Annotated in this window: 12 protein-coding genes, 1 tRNA gene, 1 rRNA gene and 1 riboswitch; of the genes, 10 read left to right on the plus strand and 4 right to left on the minus strand. The window is 57.6% G+C overall.

Annotated features, from left to right (window positions below):
* Positions 1-84: 84 nt before the first annotated feature.
* The 6 genes from CYR52_RS17320 (at position 85) to aceK (ending at position 6,632) form a co-directional block, all read left to right on the plus strand.
* Positions 85-160: transfer RNA gene (locus tag CYR52_RS17320), tRNA-Thr, on the plus strand.
* A gap of 37 nt (positions 161-197) precedes the next feature.
* Positions 198-313, plus strand: a 5S ribosomal RNA gene (rrf, locus tag CYR52_RS17325).
* A gap of 307 nt (positions 314-620) precedes the next feature.
* The gene (gene metA / locus CYR52_RS17330) at positions 621-1,550 is read left to right on the plus strand and encodes a homoserine O-acetyltransferase MetA (RefSeq protein WP_072933688.1); all 930 of its coding nucleotides are present in this window, start codon (positions 621-623) and stop codon (positions 1,548-1,550) included.
* Positions 1,551-1,900: 350 nt separating this feature from the next.
* Positions 1,901-3,499: a malate synthase A gene (aceB, locus tag CYR52_RS17335; protein ID WP_101829044.1), complete on the plus strand. Its 1,599-nt coding sequence runs from the start codon at positions 1,901-1,903 to the stop codon at positions 3,497-3,499.
* Positions 3,500-3,529: 30 nt separating this feature from the next.
* Positions 3,530-4,837 carry an isocitrate lyase gene (gene aceA / locus CYR52_RS17340; RefSeq protein WP_072933683.1) on the plus strand — a complete coding sequence of 436 codons (1,308 nt, stop codon included), beginning with the start codon at positions 3,530-3,532 and terminating at the stop codon, positions 4,835-4,837.
* Between the two features lie 46 nt (positions 4,838-4,883).
* Positions 4,884-6,632, plus strand: coding sequence for a bifunctional isocitrate dehydrogenase kinase/phosphatase (gene aceK, locus CYR52_RS17345; RefSeq protein WP_101829045.1), 1,749 nt, complete (start codon positions 4,884-4,886; stop codon positions 6,630-6,632).
* Here aceK and iclR read toward each other — a convergent pair.
* Positions 6,611-7,444, minus strand: a complete 834-nt coding sequence (gene iclR, locus CYR52_RS17350) for a glyoxylate bypass operon transcriptional repressor IclR (protein ID WP_072933679.1) — start codon at positions 7,442-7,444, stop codon at positions 6,611-6,613. The two genes, aceK and iclR, sit on opposite strands and share 22 nt — an antisense overlap.
* A gap of 258 nt (positions 7,445-7,702) precedes the next feature.
* Here iclR and metH point away from each other — a divergent pair, with 258 nt between their 5' ends.
* Positions 7,703-11,386 carry a methionine synthase gene (gene metH, locus CYR52_RS17355; protein WP_101829046.1) on the plus strand — a complete coding sequence of 1,228 codons (3,684 nt, stop codon included), beginning with the start codon at positions 7,703-7,705 and terminating at the stop codon, positions 11,384-11,386.
* A gap of 43 nt (positions 11,387-11,429) precedes the next feature.
* On the opposite strand, the gene CYR52_RS17360 is transcribed toward metH, so the two are convergent.
* The gene (locus CYR52_RS17360) at positions 11,430-12,320 is read right to left on the minus strand and encodes a beta-1,6-N-acetylglucosaminyltransferase (RefSeq protein WP_101829047.1); all 891 of its coding nucleotides are present in this window, start codon (positions 12,318-12,320) and stop codon (positions 11,430-11,432) included.
* Between the two features lie 492 nt (positions 12,321-12,812).
* Between CYR52_RS17360 and CYR52_RS17365 the strand changes: the two genes are divergently transcribed.
* A complete protein-coding gene (locus CYR52_RS17365) occupies positions 12,813-14,459 on the plus strand; it encodes a Na/Pi cotransporter family protein (protein ID WP_072933672.1) in 1,647 nt (548 codons plus the stop codon).
* A 62-nt stretch (positions 14,460-14,521) separates the two neighbouring features.
* Here CYR52_RS17365 and panS read toward each other — a convergent pair whose 3' ends face one another.
* Positions 14,522-15,469 (minus strand): ketopantoate/pantoate/pantothenate transporter PanS, encoded by a 948-nt coding sequence (gene panS, locus CYR52_RS17370; RefSeq protein ID WP_072933670.1) that lies wholly within the window; start codon positions 15,467-15,469, stop codon positions 14,522-14,524.
* A gap of 170 nt (positions 15,470-15,639) precedes the next feature.
* Positions 15,640-17,022: a lysine-sensitive aspartokinase 3 gene (lysC, locus tag CYR52_RS17375; RefSeq protein ID WP_101829048.1), complete on the minus strand. Its 1,383-nt coding sequence runs from the start codon at positions 17,020-17,022 to the stop codon at positions 15,640-15,642.
* 99 nt (positions 17,023-17,121) lie between these two features.
* Positions 17,122-17,313, minus strand: a riboswitch (Lysine riboswitch).
* Positions 17,314-17,625: 312 nt separating this feature from the next.
* Here lysC and pgi point away from each other — a divergent pair.
* Both pgi and CYR52_RS17385 read left to right on the plus strand, forming a co-directional pair.
* The gene (pgi, locus tag CYR52_RS17380) at positions 17,626-19,272 is read left to right on the plus strand and encodes a glucose-6-phosphate isomerase (protein ID WP_072933666.1); all 1,647 of its coding nucleotides are present in this window, start codon (positions 17,626-17,628) and stop codon (positions 19,270-19,272) included.
* Between the two features lie 819 nt (positions 19,273-20,091).
* Positions 20,092-20,730, plus strand: a complete 639-nt coding sequence (locus CYR52_RS17385) for a YjbF family lipoprotein (protein ID WP_101829049.1) — start codon at positions 20,092-20,094, stop codon at positions 20,728-20,730.
* The last annotated feature ends 3 nt before the right edge of the window (positions 20,731-20,733 follow it).

The following is a 20,733-nucleotide window of genomic DNA, read 5'->3' on the forward strand; positions in this document are numbered from 1 at the left end:
CAGAAGTGAAACGCCGTAGCGCCGATGGTAGTGTGGGGTCTCCCCATGCGAGAGTAGGGAACTGCCAGGCATCAAATTTAGTGTGCTGATATGGCTCAGTTGGTAGAGCGCACCCTTGGTAAGGGTGAGGTCCCCAGTTCGACTCTGGGTATCAGCACCAGTTTTTAGCGGTTAGAGTTCGGCAAATAAAGAATTTGCCTGGCGGCACTAGCGCGGTGGTCCCACCTGACCCCATGCCGAACTCAGAAGTGAAACGCCGTAGCGCCGATGGTAGTGTGGGGTCTCCCCATGCGAGAGTAGGGAACTGCCAGGCATCAAACAGAGATGAAGCCTCATGCGAAAGCATGAGGCTTTTTCTTTTTCTGTCATTTATCCCCCACTTTTATGTTTTAATCACTTTCCACGCCTTTGTTTAGCCCCTAATACGAACTTTCATACTCACTTTCCCACATTGCCCGACCAATCTGCGCGTAATATGACCCTCAATGCGCCGGGCTTATGCGCAGGGCAGTGAAACATTTTCATCTATTGCATGAAGACTCGACAAGTCGGGCAGAACCCGCTATCTTCGGGCATCTAGAAGTCTAAACGTTTAAACGTATGCTGTGAGGATATGAGCTATGCCGATTCGGGTGCCGGATGAGTTGCCAGCCGTGAATTTTTTGCGTGAAGAGAATGTCTTTGTCATGACATCTTCCCGTGCGAAGACACAAGAGATCCGTCCTTTGAAGGTTCTGGTACTTAATCTGATGCCGAAAAAGATCGAAACTGAGAACCAGTTTCTTCGGCTGCTTTCAAACTCGCCATTACAGATCGACATTCAATTACTGCGGATCGACAGCCGTGAGTCCAAAAACACTCCGGCTGAGCATCTCAATAACTTCTACTGTGATTTTGAAGATATTAAACACGAGAACTTTGACGGCCTGATTGTGACCGGCGCGCCATTAGGGTTGGTTGATTTTAATGATGTCGCTTATTGGCCGCAGATCGAACGCATTGTGCATTGGGCAAAAGAGCACGTCACCTCGACATTATTTGTCTGTTGGGCGGTGCAGGCTGCATTGAATGTGCTGTATGGTGTGCCAAAAATGACCCGTGAAGTAAAGCTATCCGGTGTCTATCAGCATCAGACACTGCGGCCACATGCTTTGCTGACGCGCGGGTTTGATGAAACTTTCCTGGCACCTCACTCCCGTTATGCCGATTTTCCAGCTGACGTGCTGCATGCATTGCCGGATCTGGATATCCTGGCGGAGTCGGAGGAAGCGGGGCCCTACCTGTTTGCGACGAAAGATAAGCGCATGGCGTTTGTCACCGGCCATCCAGAATATGATGCCGGCACATTAGGCGGGGAATACTTGCGTGATGCTGCTGCCGGTCTTGAACCTACGTTGCCGGTGAACTATTTCCCTCAGGACAACCCTGATTTGCCACCGAAAGCGAGCTGGCGCAGCCACGGGCACCTGTTATTCTCCAATTGGCTGAACTACTACGTTTACCAGATCACCCCGTTTGATCTGCGTCAGATGAACCCTACGTTGGATTAATCTTTCCCCTACGGCAGCCGACAGGCTGCCGTCTGCATTGTTCCCCCTCTCTTTGATCCTCCCCCGGCACTGCCTTAGCTTCGTGGCGTCCTTCGCTTCTTTTTTGAGATCCACTTCTTAATCACGATGAAAATTTCACAGCTCTAACCTTTTGCTTTAAAAGGCCCTTCTCAACATTAATAAATAAAATGGAAATCGTTTTTGATTTTTTCGGTGTATGAATTATGCTCAGTGTTACCGGCGTAATATTGACCACCTCAATGAGGATCGTCCGGCAATCACACGATCGGGTTTGCTGTCCCAGAACGTATGTCTCAGTGATCTGTTTGACTTATGTGCAGGAGAACGTGATGAATCAACCCACCTTAAGCCCGCCACTTAGCTTTACGCAGCCTTTTAATGGCCATGAAAAGGCGATACTGACGGAGCCGGCAATCCGGTTTGTGACTGATCTGGTCAGCGAATTTACTCCCCACCGGAATCAGCTGCTGAAGGCGCGCCACGCCTGGCAGCAACAGATTGACGCCGGTACGCTTCCGAGTTTCATTCCGGAAACACTTTCCATTAGACAGAGTGAGTGGTCAATCCGCGGCATTCCTCAGGATTTGCAGGATCGCCGGGTTGAAATTACCGGGCCGGTCGAGCGGAAGATGGTAATCAACGCGTTAAATGCTGATGTGAATGTCTTTATGGCGGATTTTGAAGATTCACTGGCACCGGATTGGCAAAAAGTCATTGAAGGGCAGATAGCATTACGTGATGCCGTTAACGGGACGATCTCTTATACCCACGAAAGCGGGAAAATTTATCAGCTTAAGCCTGCTCCTGCGGTATTGGTGTGCCGGGTACGGGGGCTGCATTTGCCGGAAAAGCATGTGCAGTGGCAGGGGGAAGCGATTCCCGGCGGGTTGTTTGATTTTGCCCTCTACTTTTTCCATAACTATCAGGCATTACTGGCGAAGGGCAGCGGCCCCTATTTTTACCTGCCAAAACTGCAATCCTGGCAGGAAGCAGCCTGGTGGGGTCAGGTATTCAGCACCACTGAGGATCGCTTTTCTCTGCCGCGCGGCACCATTAAAGCCACGGTATTAATTGAGACGCTGCCGGCCGTATTCCAGATGGATGAGATCCTCTACCACCTGCGTGATCACATCGTCGGGCTTAATTGTGGCCGCTGGGATTACATCTTCAGTTATATCAAAACATTGAAAAATCATAGCGACCGCGTATTGCCGGATCGCCAGTCCGTAACGATGGACCAACCTTTCCTCGATGCCTATTCACGGTTGTTGATTAAAACCTGCCACCGTCGTGGTGCCTTTGCGATGGGCGGGATGGCAGCCTTTATCCCGAGCAAAGACCCTGAGCGTAATGCCGCGGTGCTCCAACGCGTTAAAGCAGATAAAGAGCGGGAAGCCGCCAATGGCCATGACGGCACCTGGATTGCCCATCCCGGCCTGGCCGAAACGGTGAACGCAGTGTTTGATCATGCCTTAGGGGAGCGGCGTAACCAGCTTGATGTGTTGCGCGAACAGGATGCGCCCATCACTGCTGACGAACTGCTGGCTCCCTGCGCCGGTGAACGCACAGAGGAGGGGATGCGCGCCAATATCCGCGTGGCGGTGCAATACATTGAGGCATGGATTGGCGGCAATGGCTGTGTGCCGATTTACGGCCTGATGGAGGACGCTGCCACCGCGGAAATTTCCCGCACGTCCATCTGGCAGTGGATTCATCACCAGAAAAGCCTCAGTGACGGCCGTCCTGTGACCCGCGAGTTGTTCCGGCAGATGCTGGCTGAAGAGTTACACCGGATCCAACAAGAGCTGGGTGAAGAACGTTTCAATCGCGGCCGTTTTCCTGAAGCCGCACAACTGATGGAACGTATCACCACCCAGGATGAACTGGTCGATTTCCTGACGCTGCCCGGCTACGCGCTGCTGGCCTGAACCCGCCCTTATTGATAAAGGATCGCCGCTATGACTCTCTCCCGTCACCAACAGATCTCTGCCCTTGAACAGCAGTGGAAAACCCCGCGCTGGGACGGCATCACCCGCCCTTATCAGGCTGAAGAGGTGATCGCCCTGCGAGGCTCAGTGAACCCAGCCTGTACGCTGGCGCAATTAGGCGCTGAAAAATTGTGGAAGTTACTGCACGGCGACGCGCGCAAAGGGTACGTCAACTGCCTCGGCGCTCTCACCGGCGGGCAGGCATTGCAACAGGCCAAAGCCGGGCTGGAAGCTATCTATCTCTCAGGCTGGCAGGTTGCGGCAGACGCCAACAGCGCTTCTGCCATGTATCCCGATCAGTCTCTCTATCCGGTAGATTCCGTACCGGCTGTGGTGAAGCGCATTAATAACACGTTTCGCCGTGCGGATCAGATCCAATGGGCGAAGGGCATCGGCCCGGGAGATCGCAGCTACACCGACTATTTTCTGCCGATCGTTGCCGATGCGGAGGCCGGTTTCGGCGGGGTGCTGAACGCGTTTGAACTGATGAAAGCCATGATCGAAGCGGGAGCGGCGGCGGTGCATTTTGAGGATCAGCTGGCTGCTGTGAAAAAATGCGGCCATATGGGCGGCAAAGTCCTGGTGCCGACGAAAGAAGCGGTGCAGAAGCTGGTCGCGGCAAGGCTGGCCGCAGATGTGTTGGGCGTGCCGACGCTGGTGGTGGCGCGCACGGATGCGGACGCCGCCGATCTGCTGACCTCGGATTGTGATCCTGAAGACAGCCGGTTCCTGACCGGGAAACGCACGCCGGAGGGCTTTTTCTGCACCCGCGCCGGTATTGAACAGGCCATCAGCCGGGGCCTGGCGTATGCGCCTTATGCCGATCTGGTGTGGTGCGAAACCTCCACGCCGGATCTCGCCGCCGCCCGTGAATTTGCGGAGGCTATTCATGCCCGTTTCCCCGGTAAACTGCTGGCGTACAACTGCTCTCCCTCCTTCAACTGGAAGAAAAATCTGGATGACGCCACCATCGCCCGCTTCCAGGATGCGCTGGCGGAGATGGGGTACGTCTATCAGTTCATTACCCTGGCGGGCATCCACAGCATGTGGTTCAACATGTTCGATTTGGCCCATGCCTATGCGCAGGGTGAAGGCATGAAGCATTACGTCGATAAAGTGCAGCAGCCGGAGTTTGAGGCCGGCCAGCGCGGCTATACCTTTGCTTCCCACCAGCAGGAGGTCGGCACCGGGTATTTCGACAAAGTCACTACGGTGATTCAGGGCGGCAGTTCGTCGGTCACGGCATTGACCGGCTCCACAGAAGAACAGCAATTCTGAGGTGCACGAGGGCGGGCGGCCGCCCTCCGTGTTCAAGGAGGCAATGATGGCAGAGGCAATGGAAACCCTGATTGCGCATACCATCCTTCAGGGGTTTGATGCGCAGTATGGCCGCTTTCTGGAGATCACTGCCGGGGCGCAGCAACGGTTTGAACAGGCGGACTGGCCCGCCGTGCAACAGGCGATGAAACAGCGCATTCATCTGTATGATCATCACGTCGGCCTGGTGGTGGAACAACTGACCTGCATCACCGGGCCGCGCATGCATGACGCCGCCTTTATCAGCCGTATCAAAACAATTTACACCGGGCTGCTGCCGGACTACCCCCGCTATGAAATTGCAGAAAGCTTCTTTAATTCTGTCTACTGCCGCCTTTTCCATCACCGGGATTTAACCCCGGACAAACTGTTTATCTTCAGTTCACAGCCCCCGGCCCCCTTCCATCATGTTCCCCGGCCGTTGGCTCGCCCTGTCAGGCCGGTGCAGGGCATCGCCGCCATGCTGCACACCCTGCTCAGCGATCTGCCGTTGCGCCTGCCGTGGGAGGATCTGCCGCGGGACGTCCGGGCCATTGAGCGGGTACTGTGGCAACAGTTTGGCACCCCGGCGCTGGCGGAGGCACAGTTTGAGATAGCCAATGAGCTTTTTTACCGTAATAAAGCGGCATGGCTGGTCGGCAAAATCCGGCTGGCGGGCGAGGTTGCACCTTTCCTGCTGCCGCTTCATCAGAGTGACGAGGGCGCGTTGTTTGTCGACACCTGCCTGACCGGGCAGGATGACGCAAGCATCGTGTTTGGCTTTGCCCGTGCCTATTTTATGGTGTATGCCCCGTTTCCGGCGGCGCTGGTGGAGTGGCTGCGGGAAATTCTGCCCGGTAAAACGACTGCCGAACTTTACATGGCGATTGGCTGCCAGAAGCACGGAAAAACAGAGTATTACCGTGAATACCTGGCGTTTATGGCCCGGCATGACGAACAGTTCATTATCGCGCCCGGCGTGCGCGGCATGGTGATGCTGGTGTTTACACTGCCCTCGTTTGACCGGGTGTTTAAAGTTATTAAAGACAACTTTGCCCCGCAAAAAGAGGTCAGCGCCGCGCGGGTGCGTGCCTGTTACCAGTTGGTAAAGGAGCACGACCGGGTCGGCCGCATGGCAGACACCCAGGAATATGAGAATTTTGTCATCGACAAACAGGCCATCGCTCCCGCTTTACTGGCAGAGCTATGGCGGGAGGTGCCGGAAAAGCTGGAAGATCAAGGTGATAAACTGCTGATACGCCATCTCTATATGGAGCGGCGGATGATGCCGCTGAACCTCTACCTGGCCGAGGCGGATGAGGCGCAGCAGCGCGCGGCGATTGAGGAGTACGGTAACGCCATCAAACAGTTGGCGGCCGCCAATATTTTCCCCGGTGACATGCTGTTCAAGAATTTTGGCGTCACCCGCCATGCGCGCGTGGTGTTTTATGACTACGACGAAATCTGCTACATGACGGAGGTCAACTTCCGTGATATCCCCGCTGCGCGCTATCCCGAGGATGAGCTGTCAGCGGAGCCCTGGTACAGCGTCGCGCCCAACGATGTCTTCCCAGAGGAGTTCCGCCATTTCCTCTGCGGGGATCGCCGCATCCGGGCACTGTTTGAAGAGCTGCATAACGACCTGTTCAGCGCAGAGTACTGGCGGAGCCTGCAACAGCGGATCCGCCGCGGCCATATTGAGGATGTCTTTGCCTATCGCCGCTGCCGGCGCTTCAGCCAGCGTTTACCGGAGAATCAGCTGCGCGTGCCGCCGTAAGCCTGCGTCACCTCTTTAGCCGCGTGGATAACCAGCGCGCCCAGTTCCGTCACGCGGTCATCTGTGATGCGGGAAACCGGCCCGGAAAGGGAGATCGCCGCGTAGGCGTCCTGGTGCTCATCAAAAATGCAGGCGGCGACGCAGCGCAGGCCAAGCGCATGTTCTTCATCATCAAATGAATAACCCCGTTTGCGGGTCTCTTCCAGCGCTTGCCGCAACTTAGCGGGGGCGGTCAGCGTGCGCGGCGTATAGCTGTGCAGGCCGGTTTTGTGCAACAGCGCCACGACCCTTTCTTCCGGCAGGGTGGAAAGGAACGCCTTCCCGGCCCCGGAGGCGTGCAGCGGCAGTTTGCCGCCAATCGGCGCGGACATACGCATCAGTGCGTTGCATTGCACCTGGTCGATGATGATGACCTGGGAATCGCTGTGGTCGAACACCGCCAGATTTACCGTCTCGCCGGACTCTTCCATCAACCGGCGCAGCACCGGGTGCACCATCGCCAGCAGGTTGCGGCTCTGCAAGAAACTGCTGCCGACCACAAAGGCGTGTGCGCCAATGGTCCACAACCCCAGGTCGCCCACCTGCCGCACAAACCCCTGTTGCTGCATGGTGGTCAGCAAACGGTGGGTGGTGGAGTTCGGCAACCCGGCCTGCTGGGCGAGGTCAGTCAACGCCACGCTGCCGTGTGACGCGGCAATATATTCCAGCAGGGTAAGCCCGCGCGTCAGAGACTGTACCTGGCCGGTAGCCGCAGGGGCGGAGGCCGCAGCGCGGGGCTTTTTACCGCGTTTGGCAGGGGAAGACGTGACCATGGCGAAATCCTTTATAAAGGGTGCGAAAGAGAAAATGTGGAAGTGGTTTTCATTTAATCAGTATGGCGGACAAGCCCAGGGTTTGCTCATCCGATGAGTTAATCGGCATAACTGAAAAAGTCTCAATATGGCGCATGGGGGCGGCTGAAAAACTTGTGTTAGGATGGCGGTTGTCTGATTTTTCAGCACGTCGTCAGGTGCGCCATCGCATACAGGTGCCGGGCCGGCCGCCCGGTAAAAGGTAAGGGTTGAAACAGAGTGACAAATCGAGCAGAAGCGCTGCGTTCGCAGCTTGCCCAACGTATTTTGGTGTTGGATGGCGGCATGGGCACCATGATCCAGAGTTACCGGCTGGAAGAGGCGGATTACCGGGGCGAGCGGTTTGCGCACTGGCAAAGTGACCTGAAAGGAAACAACGACCTGCTGGTACTGACCCGGCCGGAAGTGATTACTGCCATCCATTACGGCTACCTGGAAGCCGGGGCGGACATCCTCGAAACCAATACCTTTAACGCCACACCGATCGCGATGGCCGATTACCACATGGCATCGCTCTCTGCGGAGATTAACTACGAAGCCGCCCGGCTGGCGCGGATCTGCGCCGATGAGTGGACGGCACGCACCCCGGAGAAGCCGCGCTACGTGGCCGGGGTACTCGGCCCGACCAACCGGACGGCATCCATTTCCCCTGACGTTAACGACCCTGCTTTCCGCAATATCTCGTTTGATCAGTTGGTGGAGGCCTACCGGGAATCCACCCGGGCGCTGATTGAGGGCGGGGCCGACCTGATCATGATCGAAACGGTGTTCGACACCCTGAATGCCAAAGCCGCAACCTTTGCCGTGGAAAGCGAATTCGAGGCGCTGGGCGTCGAACTGCCGGTCATGATTTCCGGCACCATCACCGATGCTTCCGGGCGCACGCTCTCCGGGCAGACCACCGAAGCGTTCTATAACTCGCTGCGCCACGTGCGGCCGCTCTCTTTTGGCCTTAACTGTGCGCTGGGGCCGGACGAGTTGCGTCAGTATGTGCAGGAGTTATCGCGCATTGCCGAATGCTACGTGACGGCCCACCCGAATGCCGGGCTGCCCAACGCCTTTGGCGAGTATGATCTGGGCGCTGACGAGATGGCGGCCCAGATTGGTGAGTGGGCGCGCGCTGGTTTCCTTAACATTGTCGGCGGCTGCTGCGGCACCACGCCCCAGCACATCGCTGCCATTGCGCGCGTGGTCGAGGGCGTTGCCCCGCGCCCGTTGCCTGACATCCCGGTCGCCTGCCGCCTGGCGGGCCTGGAGCCGCTGACCATCGATGCCAACACCCTGTTTGTGAACGTGGGGGAACGCACCAACGTCACCGGCTCGGCACGGTTCAAGCGGCTGATTAAAGAAGAAAAATATGCCGAGGCGCTGGATGTGGCGCGCCAGCAGGTGGAAAGCGGCGCGCAGATCATCGACATCAACATGGATGAAGGGATGCTGGATGCCGAAGCCGCGATGGTGCGTTTCCTTAACCTGATTGCCGGTGAGCCGGATATCGCCCGTGTGCCGATCATGATCGACTCTTCCAAATGGGAGGTCATCGAAAAAGGGCTGAAGTGTATTCAGGGCAAAGGCATCGTGAACTCCATTTCAATGAAGGAGGGCGAGGCGGCCTTTATCCACCATGCGAAGCAGGTACGGCGCTACGGCGCGGCAGTGGTCGTGATGGCCTTTGATGAAGATGGCCAGGCGGACACCCGAGCACGCAAAATCGAGATCTGCCGCCGCGCCTACCGCATCCTGACAGAGGAAGTGGGCTTCCCGCCGGAAGACATCATTTTCGACCCGAACATTTTCGCCGTGGCCACCGGCATTGAAGAGCACAACAACTATGCGGTGGACTTCATCGGTGCCTGTCGTGACATCAAAACCGAGTTGCCGCACGCGCTGATTTCCGGCGGCGTCTCCAATGTCTCTTTCTCGTTCCGCGGCAATGACCCGGTGCGCGAGGCGATTCACGCGGTATTCCTCTACCACGCGATCCGCAATGGTATGGACATGGGCATCGTCAACGCCGGGCAACTGGCGATCTATGATGACCTCCCGGCCGAACTGCGGGACGCGGTAGAAGATGTGGTGCTGAACCGCCGTGCGGACGGTACTGAACGGCTGCTCGAACTGGCAGAAAAATACCGCGGCAATAAAGAGGGTGGGGAAACCGCCAAAGTGCAGGCGGAGTGGCGCGCCTGGCCGGTCAACAAGCGGCTGGAATATTCGCTGGTCAAAGGCATCACCGAGTTTATTGAGCTGGACACCGAAGAGGCACGGCAGGCGGCAGCAAGGCCGATTGAGGTCATCGAAGGCCCGCTGATGGATGGCATGAATGTGGTGGGTGACCTGTTCGGTGAGGGCAAAATGTTCCTGCCGCAGGTGGTGAAATCGGCGCGGGTGATGAAGCAGGCGGTGGCCTACCTTGAGCCGTACATTGAAGCCAGCAAACAGCAGGGCAGCACCAACGGCAAGATCCTGCTGGCGACGGTAAAAGGGGACGTGCACGACATCGGCAAAAACATTGTCGGCGTGGTGTTGCAGTGCAATAATTATGAAATCATCGATCTGGGCGTGATGGTGCCCACGGACAAAATCCTGAAAACCGCGATTGAACAGAAGGTGGATATCATTGGCCTGTCGGGGCTGATCACACCGTCACTGGATGAAATGGTCAACGTTGCCAAAGAGATGCAGCGCCAGGGCTTTACCCTGCCGTTACTGATTGGCGGCGCCACCACCTCGAAAGCGCATACGGCAGTGAAGATCGAGCAGAACTACAGCGGGCCGACGGTCTATGTGCAGAACGCCTCACGTACCGTGGGCGTGGTGTCAGCGCTGCTGTCTGATACCCAGCGTGATGAGTTTGTGGCGCGTACCCGCAAAGAGTACGAGACGGTGCGCATCCAGCACGGGCGTAAAAAGCCGCGCACCCCACCGGTGACGCTGGCGGCGGCGCGGGAAAATGCGCTGTCGCTGGACTGGGACGATTACACCCCGCCGGTGGCCCACCGCCTGGGCGTGCAGGCGGTCAGTGTCAGCATTGACACCCTGCGCAACTACATCGACTGGACGCCGTTCTTTATGACCTGGTCGCTGGCCGGCAAATACCCGCGCATTCTGGAAGATGAGGTGGTAGGGGAAGAGGCGAAACGCCTGTTTGCCGATGCCAACGCGATGCTCGACAGCCTGGCCGCCAGCACATCCCTGACGCCGCGCGGTGTGGTGGGACTGTTCCCGGCTAACCGGGTAGGCGATGACATCCACCTCTACCGGGACGAACGCCGTGATGAGGTGCTGCTGGTGAGTCACCACCTGCGCCAGCAAACGGAGAAAAACGATTTCCCGAACTACTGCCTGGCCGATTTTGTTGCGCCGAAATCCAGCGGCAAGCGGGACTACCTCGGTGCCTTCGCGGTGACGGCCGGGCTGGAAGAGGACGCGCTGGCCGCGGCCTATGACGCCCAACACGACGATTACAATAAAATCATGGTGAAAGCGCTCTCTGACCGCCTGGCGGAAGCGTTCGCGGAATACCTGCATGAGCGGGTGCGCAAGGTGTACTGGGGCTATGCGCCGAATGAAAACCTCAGCAATGAGGATCTGATCCGGGAAAATTACCAGGGCATCCGCCCGGCACCGGGTTACCCGGCCTGCCCAGAGCACACGGAAAAAGGGCAGATCTGGCAATTGCTGGATGTTGAAACCCATACCGGCATGAAGCTCACTGAATCCTTTGCCATGTGGCCGGGGGCGGCAGTCTCCGGCTGGTACTTCAGCCATCCGGAGAGCAAATACTTTGCCGTGGCCCAGCTTCAGCGCGATCAGGTTGAGGATTACGCCCGGCGTAAAGGGATGCCGGTGGCAGAGGCTGAGCGCTGGCTGGCACCCAACCTGGGTTACGACGCAGAGTAACCCTCACGCCTGACCCCGCCCCGTCTGCCGTGAAGGGACGGGGTCAGGAAACCAGCGTTTTGAACTGGTCAAACTCAGCATCGGTTAACTCTTCCGAGACTTTCCGGGTAAAGAAATAGAATCCACGCGAGATGGCGGCGAGATCGCGGGTATCCAATTTTTTAGGGTAGTGGGGCCCGCTGTGCCAGTCGATATAACGCAGGCAGTGGCTGCCGGCGTCGGGGTTTTGGTACAGGCGCAGGCCAGGTTTTAGCTTTAATACCGAATGAAAGAAGATCTCATCAGCACAAAAGGTGCCGTTAAATGCGGTAAGCAAATCGGGGTGGGCATCAATATAGTCCACAATAAACTTCACACTGTCAGCGGTTAAGGTAAACCAGTTGGTGCCTTTATAGAGGGGCGGCAGTTGGCCGCTGGCCATTAATGCCATAACCTTGCGGTTTTTAAACAGCCCCCGGCTATAAAAATGGAGTTTGCTTTTTATCAGGCTAAAAAGATTTTTTTGAGAACGGAAAAAGCAGGAGGGGTAGCGATATAAAACCCGCGGGTAAGGGTCAACATAGGTATTGCTATTATTCTGGTAATGAATAAATTCATGGTTTTTATTTTCTTCCAGAAATGTATTCATTCTCTCATCAGAGACGGCCGGAACATCTTCACCAGAGATGAAAAAACAGTAATCAAATTTAACCTGCAATGCCTGACGGAGCAGCAACAGCGTCGCGTGAATTTGTGACACATCACCCCAGCGGACGGGGATACGTTCCTGAAGGATATGCACGTTCTCTTTAGCCAGGGGTAAGATCTCATGGCTGTCAGATTTGGCATCATAATGAATAATGATGTGATTACCGGGAAATGAGGAGAGGTACTCCACTGTCCAAACAAGCGCCCGGCTACACTGGTGTGCCGTCATAATAAATAACTTTCTCATATGACCTTCCCTGATTATTTTTACGCTGGAAATCCGCCGACAAGATACCAAGTCAGCGTGGTAAATCAGTGTGCGTAATCAAAGGAAAGGCGGGTTAAATGATTTTTTTTAGTGCTGTCACTGTCCCTCAAAAAATATCACCTGATTATTTTTTATATAACTCTATAGGCCGGATTTGCCGGTGCTCATTATTATGAGTGTCATGGCCGGGCCGGGCGACTGGCTGGATTATTGTGGTCTACAATTACTGTGATAAATCTTATGGAAAGCTGCACACAGCAGGCCGGAAGGGACAGGTAATTCGCTGATAAGCATGAATAAACCTCTGCGTTGCAGAGAGCGTCTTTCCGGCAGGTTTTTTGCAAGACCGATAAATGATTTGCGAGAGCCGGACCGGGCAAGATGCCTGGTGACGGTAATCGGATGCCATCCCGCTCCAATCGTCAGGCAGGTGGGGTGGCCTGTTAATGCCTGGCGAAGGAGAGCTATTCCGTGTTAACCCTTCTTCATTTGCTGTCGGCCGTCTCCCTGCTGGTATGGGGGACGCATATTGTGCGAACCGGCATTATGCGGGTATTTGGTGCCAACCTGCGCCAGATCCTCAGCAGCAGCGTGGAAAAGAAACCGCTGGCGTTTGTCTCCGGCATTGGCGTTACTGCACTGGTGCAGAGCAGCAACGCCACCGCCTTGCTGGTCACCTCGTTTGTGGCGCAGGGGCTGGTGGGGCTCTCCCCGGCGCTGGTGATCATGCTGGGGGCGGATGTCGGCACCGCGCTGATGGCGCGTATCCTGACGTTTGACCTCTCCTGGCTTTCGCCGCTGCTGATCTTTGTGGGCGTGGCGTTGTTCCTCAGCCGCAAACAGTTGCGCGCCGGGCAGATAGGGCGGGTCGCCATCGGGCTGGGGCTGATTCTGTTGGCGCTGGAACTGATCGTCACGGCCGCCACCCCCATCACCCAGGCCTCCGGCGTTAAAGTGCTGTTCTCGTCACTGACCGGGGATGTGCTGCTGGACGCCCTGACCGGCGCGCTGTTCGCCATCATCAGTTACTCCAGCCTGGCGGCAGTGCTGCTGACGGCAACCCTCACCGCCACCGGCGTGATTTCGCTCAAGGTCGCGCTCTGCCTGGTGATCGGGGCCAACTTCGGCAGCGGGTTGGTGGCGATGATCAACGCCAGCAAACAGAATGCGGAGGCGCGGCGCGTGGCGCTCGGCAGCCTGCTGTTCAAGCTGATTGGCTGCGTGCTGGTGTTGCCGTTTGTGGCCCTGCTGGCAGACGCATTTGACCGGTTGCCGGTATCGGATGAGGAGCTGGTGATCTATTTCCACGTCTTCTACAACCTGATCCGCTGCCTGGTGCTGTTGCCGCTGAGCGAGCGGATGGCGCGCCTCTGCCAGGTGCTGATCGTCGCGTCACCGCAGGAGGACCCGCGCCTCAGCCCGCGCCACCTGGACACCAGCGCACTCGACACCCCTACGCTGGCGCTGGCCAATGCCGCGCGCGAAACCTTGCGCATGGGCGACGTGGTGGAGCACATGCTGGTGCTGCACCATGAGGTGGTGCACGGCAACCTGACGCAGGAGCGGGAAGTCAGCCGGCTGGATGATGATGTCGATGTGCTCTATACCGCCATCAAACTCTATCTGGCGCAGATGCAGAAAGAGGATCTGGGCGAGTCCGATTCGCGCCGCTGGGCGGAGGTGATTGAGATGGCGCTGAACCTCGAACAGGCGGGCGACATCATCGAGCGGATGACCGGCGATGTGGCGGCGAAATCCCACGGCGCGCGCCGGGCTTTCTCCGCCGCCGGGCTGGCAGAGCTGGATGAGCTGCATAAGCGCCTGCTGGATAACCTGCGCCTCAGCATGTCGGTGTTTCTCTCCGGCGACATCACCAGCGCGCGCCGCCTGCGGCGCTCCAAGCACCGCTTTCGCCTGATGGATCGCCGGTATGCCCACGCGCATGTTGACCGGCTGCATCAGCAGAATGTGCAGAGCATTGAAACCAGCTCGCTGCACCTGGGCCTGTTGGGTGACATGAAACGCCTGAACTCGCTGTTCTGCGCAGTGGCCTACAGCGTGCTGGAGCAGGAGCTGGAAGATGATGAACGTGATGAAGAGGAGCTGGTGACACGCTAAGGGCGGGGCAGAGACAGAAGGGGCGCGGGAAACCGCGCCCTTTTTTATGGCCGGCGCCCAGGTCAGCGATCGGCGCGCGCGGTCACCGCCGCATCGGTTTTGTCTACCGGCTTGCCTGACCAGTAGCCGGCCAGCAAGGAACCGGAAAGATTATGCCAGACGGAGAACAGCGCACCGGGCAGGGCGGCCAGCGGCGAGAAGTAGAGGTTGCCCAGCGTGGCGGCCAGCCCGGAGTTCTGCATCCCGACTTCCATCGCCAGCGTGCGGCAGATGGTTTCATCAAAACCGAACAGCTTGCCGCCCCAGTAACCGCTCAGCAGCCCGATGCCGTTGTGCAGGATCACCGCCACAATCACCACCAGCCCCACAGAGGCGATAAAGCCCTGGCTGCCCGCCACCACGGCGCTGATGATCGCCAGGATGCAGACCATGGAAAAGAGCGGCAGCACCGGCTCCAGCTTTTTCACCAGCCCGGTAAACAGGTGGTGAATCACCAGCCCGGCAAAAATCGGGATCACCACGATTTTCAGGATGCTGAGCAGCATCCCGGCCACATCGACGCTGATCTGCGTATCCACATAAAGCCGCGTCAGCAGCGGCGTGGCAAATACGCCCACCAGCGTGGAGACGGCGGAAATGGTGACTGACAGCGCCACATCGCCTTTCGCCAGGTAGATCATCACGTTGGAGGCTGTGCCGCTGGCCACGCTGCCGACCAGCACCATGCCCGCGGCAAGATCAGGCGGCATCTGGAACAGTTTCGCCAGCACCCAGGCGGCCAGCGGCATCACCAGGTAGTGCAGGAACGTGGCGGCAGCCACCGGGGCCGGGCGCGACAATACCCGTTTGAAATCGGCGAACTCCAGCGTAACGCCCATGCCGAACATAATCAGCATCAGCAGCGTGCTGACGTGCGGGGTGATGGGGGTAAAGGTGCCGGGCAGGTAATAGGCCGCGACGGAGAGCAGGACAGCCCATAACGGAAACAGGCGGGTGATTTTCGCTAACATGAGAGGTCGGTTCCTTCTTCTGGTTATGGCGGATGTTGTGTTTTTTACAGGCACCGGTGTTCACGGGTACGCTGTTTTTCTACTGATAACGTCTTTCCTTGCTGGTTTTACGGTGCGGCGGACATAAAAAAGCCGGGCGTGCGCCCGGCTTCGCCCTGCGCGCCGCGGTATTACTCGAATAGGTTGCGGTGCAGGGTCTGCACGACCTGCTCGGCGTCGCCGCCGGGCACCAGGAAGCAGAGGTTATAGCTGCTGGCCCCGTAGCAGATCATGCGGATGCTGAACGGGTCGAGCACGCCGAACACCTCTTTGCCGACGCCGCACGCCTGCGAAAGCTTGTTCCCAATCAGCGCAATCAGCGCCAGGTTCTCTTCCACCTCAACGCGGCAGAGCGACGACAGCTCCGTCAGCAGCGCAGTGGTCAACAGGCTGTCACCGGTGGAGGTTGAGCCGGTGGTGTCGAGCGTCAGCGCCACGCTCACTTCAGAGGTGGTGATGAGGTCAACCGAGATATTGTGGCGCAGCAGGATGTTAAACACCTCAGACAGGAACCCGCGCGCATGCAGCATGTTCAGGCTGTGCAGCGTCAGCAGGGTCTGTTTGCGGCGCAAGGCCAGCGCACGGAACAGCGGCGGGTTTTTGGTGCTGTTGCACACCAGCGTGCCGCCTGCGGCCGGGTCTTTGCTGGAGCCGACAAACACCGGGATGTCGCAGCGCACGGCCGGTAACAGGGTCGCCGGGTGCAGCACTTTCGCGCCGAAGGTCGCCATTTCGGCGGCTTCTTCAAAGGTGATTTTATCGATGCGTTTGGCCGTCGGCACTACGCGCGGGTCGGTGGTGTAAATGCCCGGCACATCCGTCCAGATATCAACGCGGCCGGCGTGCAGCGCCTCACCCAGCAGTGCAGCGGTGTAATCACTGCCGCCGCGGCCGAGGGTGGTGGTGCGGCCCTTATCTTCACTGCCGATAAAGCCCTGGGTGATCACCAGCGCCCGCTCCAGGCGCGGCAGCAGTTGCTGGGTGGCCAGCTCAGCCAGTTGTGCGGTGTCCGGCTCGGCGCGGCCGAAGCGATCGGTAGTGCGCATCACTTTGCGTACGTCAAACCATTCTGCCGCCACATTACGTTCACGCAGGATCTCAACAAACAGCAGGGTCGACATCAGTTCGCCGTGGCTCACCAGTTCATCGGTCAGTGCCGGGGAGGTGGCCAGGCTGGCGCCTTCGGAGAGCATGGCGATGTTCTCCAGCAGGCGATCGATCTCCTCGCGGATCACCTCAGGCTCAGTGAGTCTGTCTATGATGGCGTACTGAACCCGGCGGATTTCGCTGAGTTTCACGTCACGTTGCTCCTGCTCGCAGCCTTCGGCCAGAGCGACCAACAGGTTGGTAATGCCGGCGGAGGCAGACAGAACAACCAGGCGGTTGGCCGGGTTGGCCAGCACCACATCCGCGCTGCGGTTCATGGCATCAAAATCTGCGACGCTGGTGCCGCCAAATTTCGCCACGATCATCGGCTGACCGGCGTGGAAGGAGGAGGGAACTGCTTGATTCATGGTAAACCTCGTGTCAGGGCCATTATTTTATGGCAACAAATTCAAAACCTTGGCACAAGGGGAGGGCGGTAATAGGGGGCAGACGTAGTGGGCTACGATACTCCCAGAAGCGCTCCACCTTGCTGGCCGCCCGCGTTGGGCGATCTGGTGACAACCCAGAGGATTCAGCCTCTGTAGCCGATACGGGGCATCCGCCTGCCCACGTACCTCGGCGTCGCTCCCCCTCAAGTGCCGTCAGTGGAATACGGTTCCTCTGACACCCTGCCTGGGCGACGCGCCTCTTCTGGCTCGCACACGGTTGCGCGAGTAGGGGGCTAGGATTACTGGTTCTGGCTGCGCTGTCAACGAAAGCATAAGGCTTTTCTGTTTTTATTATTTACGGATGATGCGCATGATCTGTCACACTTCATAACCGATTAATAAATAATCATTAACAGATGCGGCCTATTGCAAGAAAAGGGATATCATCGAAAGGATTACAGGCTACAATCGGCATCAGGCGGTATGTAAAGCGTATCCCAGCATGACGTGTTTGCCCACACTTCGCGCCTGCTGGGATAGGCTTTTAATCTCATAATGTGAAACTCAAACGAGAGCGTTGCGATGAAAAATATCAATCCAAGTCAAACCGCTGCCTGGCAGGCCCTGCAGCAGCATTTTGAACAGATGAAAGATGTTCAGATCAGTGAATTATTCGCCCAGGACAGTGACCGTTTCTCCTCCTTCTCCGCCACCTTTAACGATCAGATGCTGGTGGATTACTCCAAAAACCGCATCACCAAAGAAACGCTGGAGAAGTTGCAGGCCCTGGCCAAAGAGACTGATCTCCAGGGTGCCATCAACGCCATGTTCTCCGGGGAGAAGATCAACCGCACCGAAGACCGTGCCGTGCTGCACGTGGCCCTGCGCAACCGCAGCAACACCCCGATTGTGGTGGACGGCAAAGATGTGATGCCGGAAGTGAACGCCGTGCTGGCGAAAATGAAGCAGTTCTGTGACCGCGTGATCGGCGGCGACTGGAAAGGCTATACCGGCAAGCCGATAACCGACGTGGTGAACATCGGCATCGGCGGCTCTGACCTCGGCCCGTTCATGGTGACCGAAGCGCTGAAGCCGTACAAAAACCACCTCAACATGCACTTCGTCTCCAATGTTGACGGCACCCACATCGCCGAAACGCTGAAAACCCTCAGCCCGGAAACCACCCTGTTCCTGGTGGCCTCCAAAACCTTCACCACCCAGGAAACCATGACCAACGCCCACAGCGCGCGTGACTGGTTCCTGAACAGCGCCGGTGACCAGCAGCACGTGGCCAAACACTTTGCCGCGCTCTCCACCAACGCGAAAGCCGTCGGCGAGTTTGGTATCGACACCGACAACATGTTCGAATTCTGGGACTGGGTCGGCGGGCGTTACTCCCTGTGGTCAGCGATTGGCCTCTCCATTGCGCTCTCCCTGGGCTTTGAGAACTTCGAGAAGCTGCTGACCGGCGCGCACGAGATGGACAAACACTTCGCCAACACCCCGGCGGAGCAGAACCTGCCGGTGCTGCTGGCGCTGATCGGCATCTGGTACAACAACTTCTTTGGTGCCGAAACCGAAGCGATCCTGCCGTATGACCAGTACATGCACCGCTTTGCTGCCTACTTCCAGCAAGGCAACATGGAATCCAACGGCAAATACGTTGACCGCAACGGCAACCCGGTGGACTACCAGACCGGCCCGATCATCTGGGGTGAGCCGGGCACCAACGGCCAGCACGCCTTCTATCAGCTGATTCACCAGGGCACCAAAATTGTCCCGTGTGACTTCATCGCCCCGGCCATCAGCCATAACCCGCTGAGCGACCACCACGCGAAGCTGCTCTCCAACTTCTTCGCCCAGACTGAAGCGCTGGCGTTCGGCAAATCGCTGGAGACCGTTGAAGAAGAGTTCGCGGCCCAGGGCAAAAAACCGGAAGACGTGAAACACGTTGCGCCGTTCAAGGTGTTCGAAGGCAACCGCCCGACCAACTCCATCCTGCTGCGTGAAATCACCCCGGAAAGCCTCGGCGCGCTGATTGCCCTGTATGAGCACAAAATCTTCACCCAGGGCGCGATCCTCAACATCTTCACCTTTGACCAGTGGGGCGTAGAGCTGGGCAAACAGCTGGCAAACCGCATCCTGCCGGAACTGGCGGGGGATGAGCAGGTCAGCAGCCACGACAGCTCCACCAACGCGCTGATCAACCGCTTCAAAGCCTGGCGCTAAGCCCGGCAGTGGGCGGCAAAGCTTAACCGCGGGTTAAGGTTTCGCCGCCAACACATCAACGGCCCTGCGGGATTTTCCCTGACAGGGCCTTTTTATTGCCCTGAGGCGGCCGCCGTCCTGTAGGGTTTGTCTGAAAAAACGGAAATTCAGCTTATGCTGAGTGCGCTTATAATTTCACCGCGCATTATCCGTTATTTTTCCTGAGATTAGCGAAACCGGCGGATATTGTGCTTCCCTTAAGTCGGGTTTTTGGCGTAAAAATCTGTTCGAACTGTTTTTTGACCACTTTCCTTATCTGTTCATCGCGCTGCTGAAAAACCACAGGGGGAAAATCGGCCGGAACACCTCCGATAAAAGATGCTTAAAATCATCTATTTAACAAAAATGCTAAAAATGACCCCTCGCATGAAAAACCTTCCCTGACTAAGCCATTCACGCCATCAATGATGACACTCATTAACAGTTTATTGCATTATAAATAAGCAGCCTTTCCTGCCCGCCCTATCCGACAGAGGCCAGTATCCCCTTGAGGCAACGTATTAATTCGCTGCCGGGGAACCTTTAGTTTCTGGAATGTATCGGCTGACGGAACGGCGCCATAAACTGGCCGCCCGGCAAACGTGCCCCGCTTTTCGCATGGAATTCCAGCCTGTGTGCTGGCGAAAGGGGCCTCCGGTGTTAACCGGTCTACGTTTGCCCGCCGGGGTTCGCCCCGGTGAGGCCAACAATCATGCATCCGCCCGCCCTGTGACGCGGCGGACTTCTGGGGGCTGCCCGCTGCGGCCCCTGTTATGGGCCTGTTTATCCTGGGAAAAGAACGTGCGCTATTTTTCACTGTTATTGGCTTGCCTCCTGCTTTCGGCTTGTAGCCAGACGCAACGGGGCATCGGGGATACGCTGGCGATCGCCGCGTTCGGGATGTCCGATGTCGAGGTCGATGCGCAGACGCTGCGTACCCTGCCGTACTCCAGCATCTATGCCCGGCTGAATGACGGCCCGCAGATTTTTGTGGTGGCCGCCTTCGCGGAAGAGGGCCAGGTCAAGTGGCTCTCCTCTGACCGCGTGCTGCTGGTGACGCAAAACGGCCGCCTGACCAAAACCGTCGGCTACCGTGACAACCTGCTGGAGGTCACCGATCGCCAACACGACCCGCTGCTCAACCCGCAAACCCTGAAAGAGGGCGCGACCTGGACGCGTACCCTGAGCTGGACAGAGGGGCAGCAGTTCCACAGCGCCACCGCCCAATCAGTCTTCCATCTTGACGGCCGCGAACCGCTGGAGATTGCGGGCACCACCCTGGACACGCTGCGCGTGGAGGAAGAGGTGACGGTGCCGTCGCTGGGCCGCCACTACCGCAACCACTTCTGGATCGACCCCGCCACCGGCATTGTCAGGAAAGCGGAGCAGTACATCGGCCCGGATTTCATCCCCGTTAACATCACAATTTTGAAACCGTAAATA

The sequence above is a fragment of the Chimaeribacter arupi genome, assembly GCF_002858805.1.
In the GTDB taxonomy this organism is placed as follows: Bacteria; Pseudomonadota; Gammaproteobacteria; order Enterobacterales; family Enterobacteriaceae; genus Chimaeribacter; species Chimaeribacter arupi.

Excerpts from the sequence above, each read along its gene's own strand:
- metA (WP_072933688.1), top strand. The coding sequence starts at position 621 with ATGCCGATTCGGGTGCCGGATGAGTTGCCAGCCGTGAATTTTTTGCGT.
- aceB (WP_101829044.1), top strand. The coding sequence starts at position 1,901 with ATGAATCAACCCACCTTAAGCCCGCCACTTAGCTTTACGCAGCCTTTT.
- aceA (WP_072933683.1), top strand. The coding sequence starts at position 3,530 with ATGACTCTCTCCCGTCACCAACAGATCTCTGCCCTTGAACAGCAGTGG.
- aceK (WP_101829045.1), top strand. The coding sequence starts at position 4,884 with ATGGCAGAGGCAATGGAAACCCTGATTGCGCATACCATCCTTCAGGGG.
- iclR (WP_072933679.1), bottom strand. The coding sequence starts at position 7,444 with ATGGTCACGTCTTCCCCTGCCAAACGCGGTAAAAAGCCCCGCGCTGCG.
- CYR52_RS17360 (WP_101829047.1), bottom strand. The coding sequence starts at position 12,320 with ATGAGAAAGTTATTTATTATGACGGCACACCAGTGTAGCCGGGCGCTT.
- panS (WP_072933670.1), bottom strand. The coding sequence starts at position 15,469 with ATGTTAGCGAAAATCACCCGCCTGTTTCCGTTATGGGCTGTCCTGCTC.
- lysC (WP_101829048.1), bottom strand. The coding sequence starts at position 17,022 with ATGAATCAAGCAGTTCCCTCCTCCTTCCACGCCGGTCAGCCGATGATC.
- pgi (WP_072933666.1), top strand. The coding sequence starts at position 17,626 with ATGAAAAATATCAATCCAAGTCAAACCGCTGCCTGGCAGGCCCTGCAG.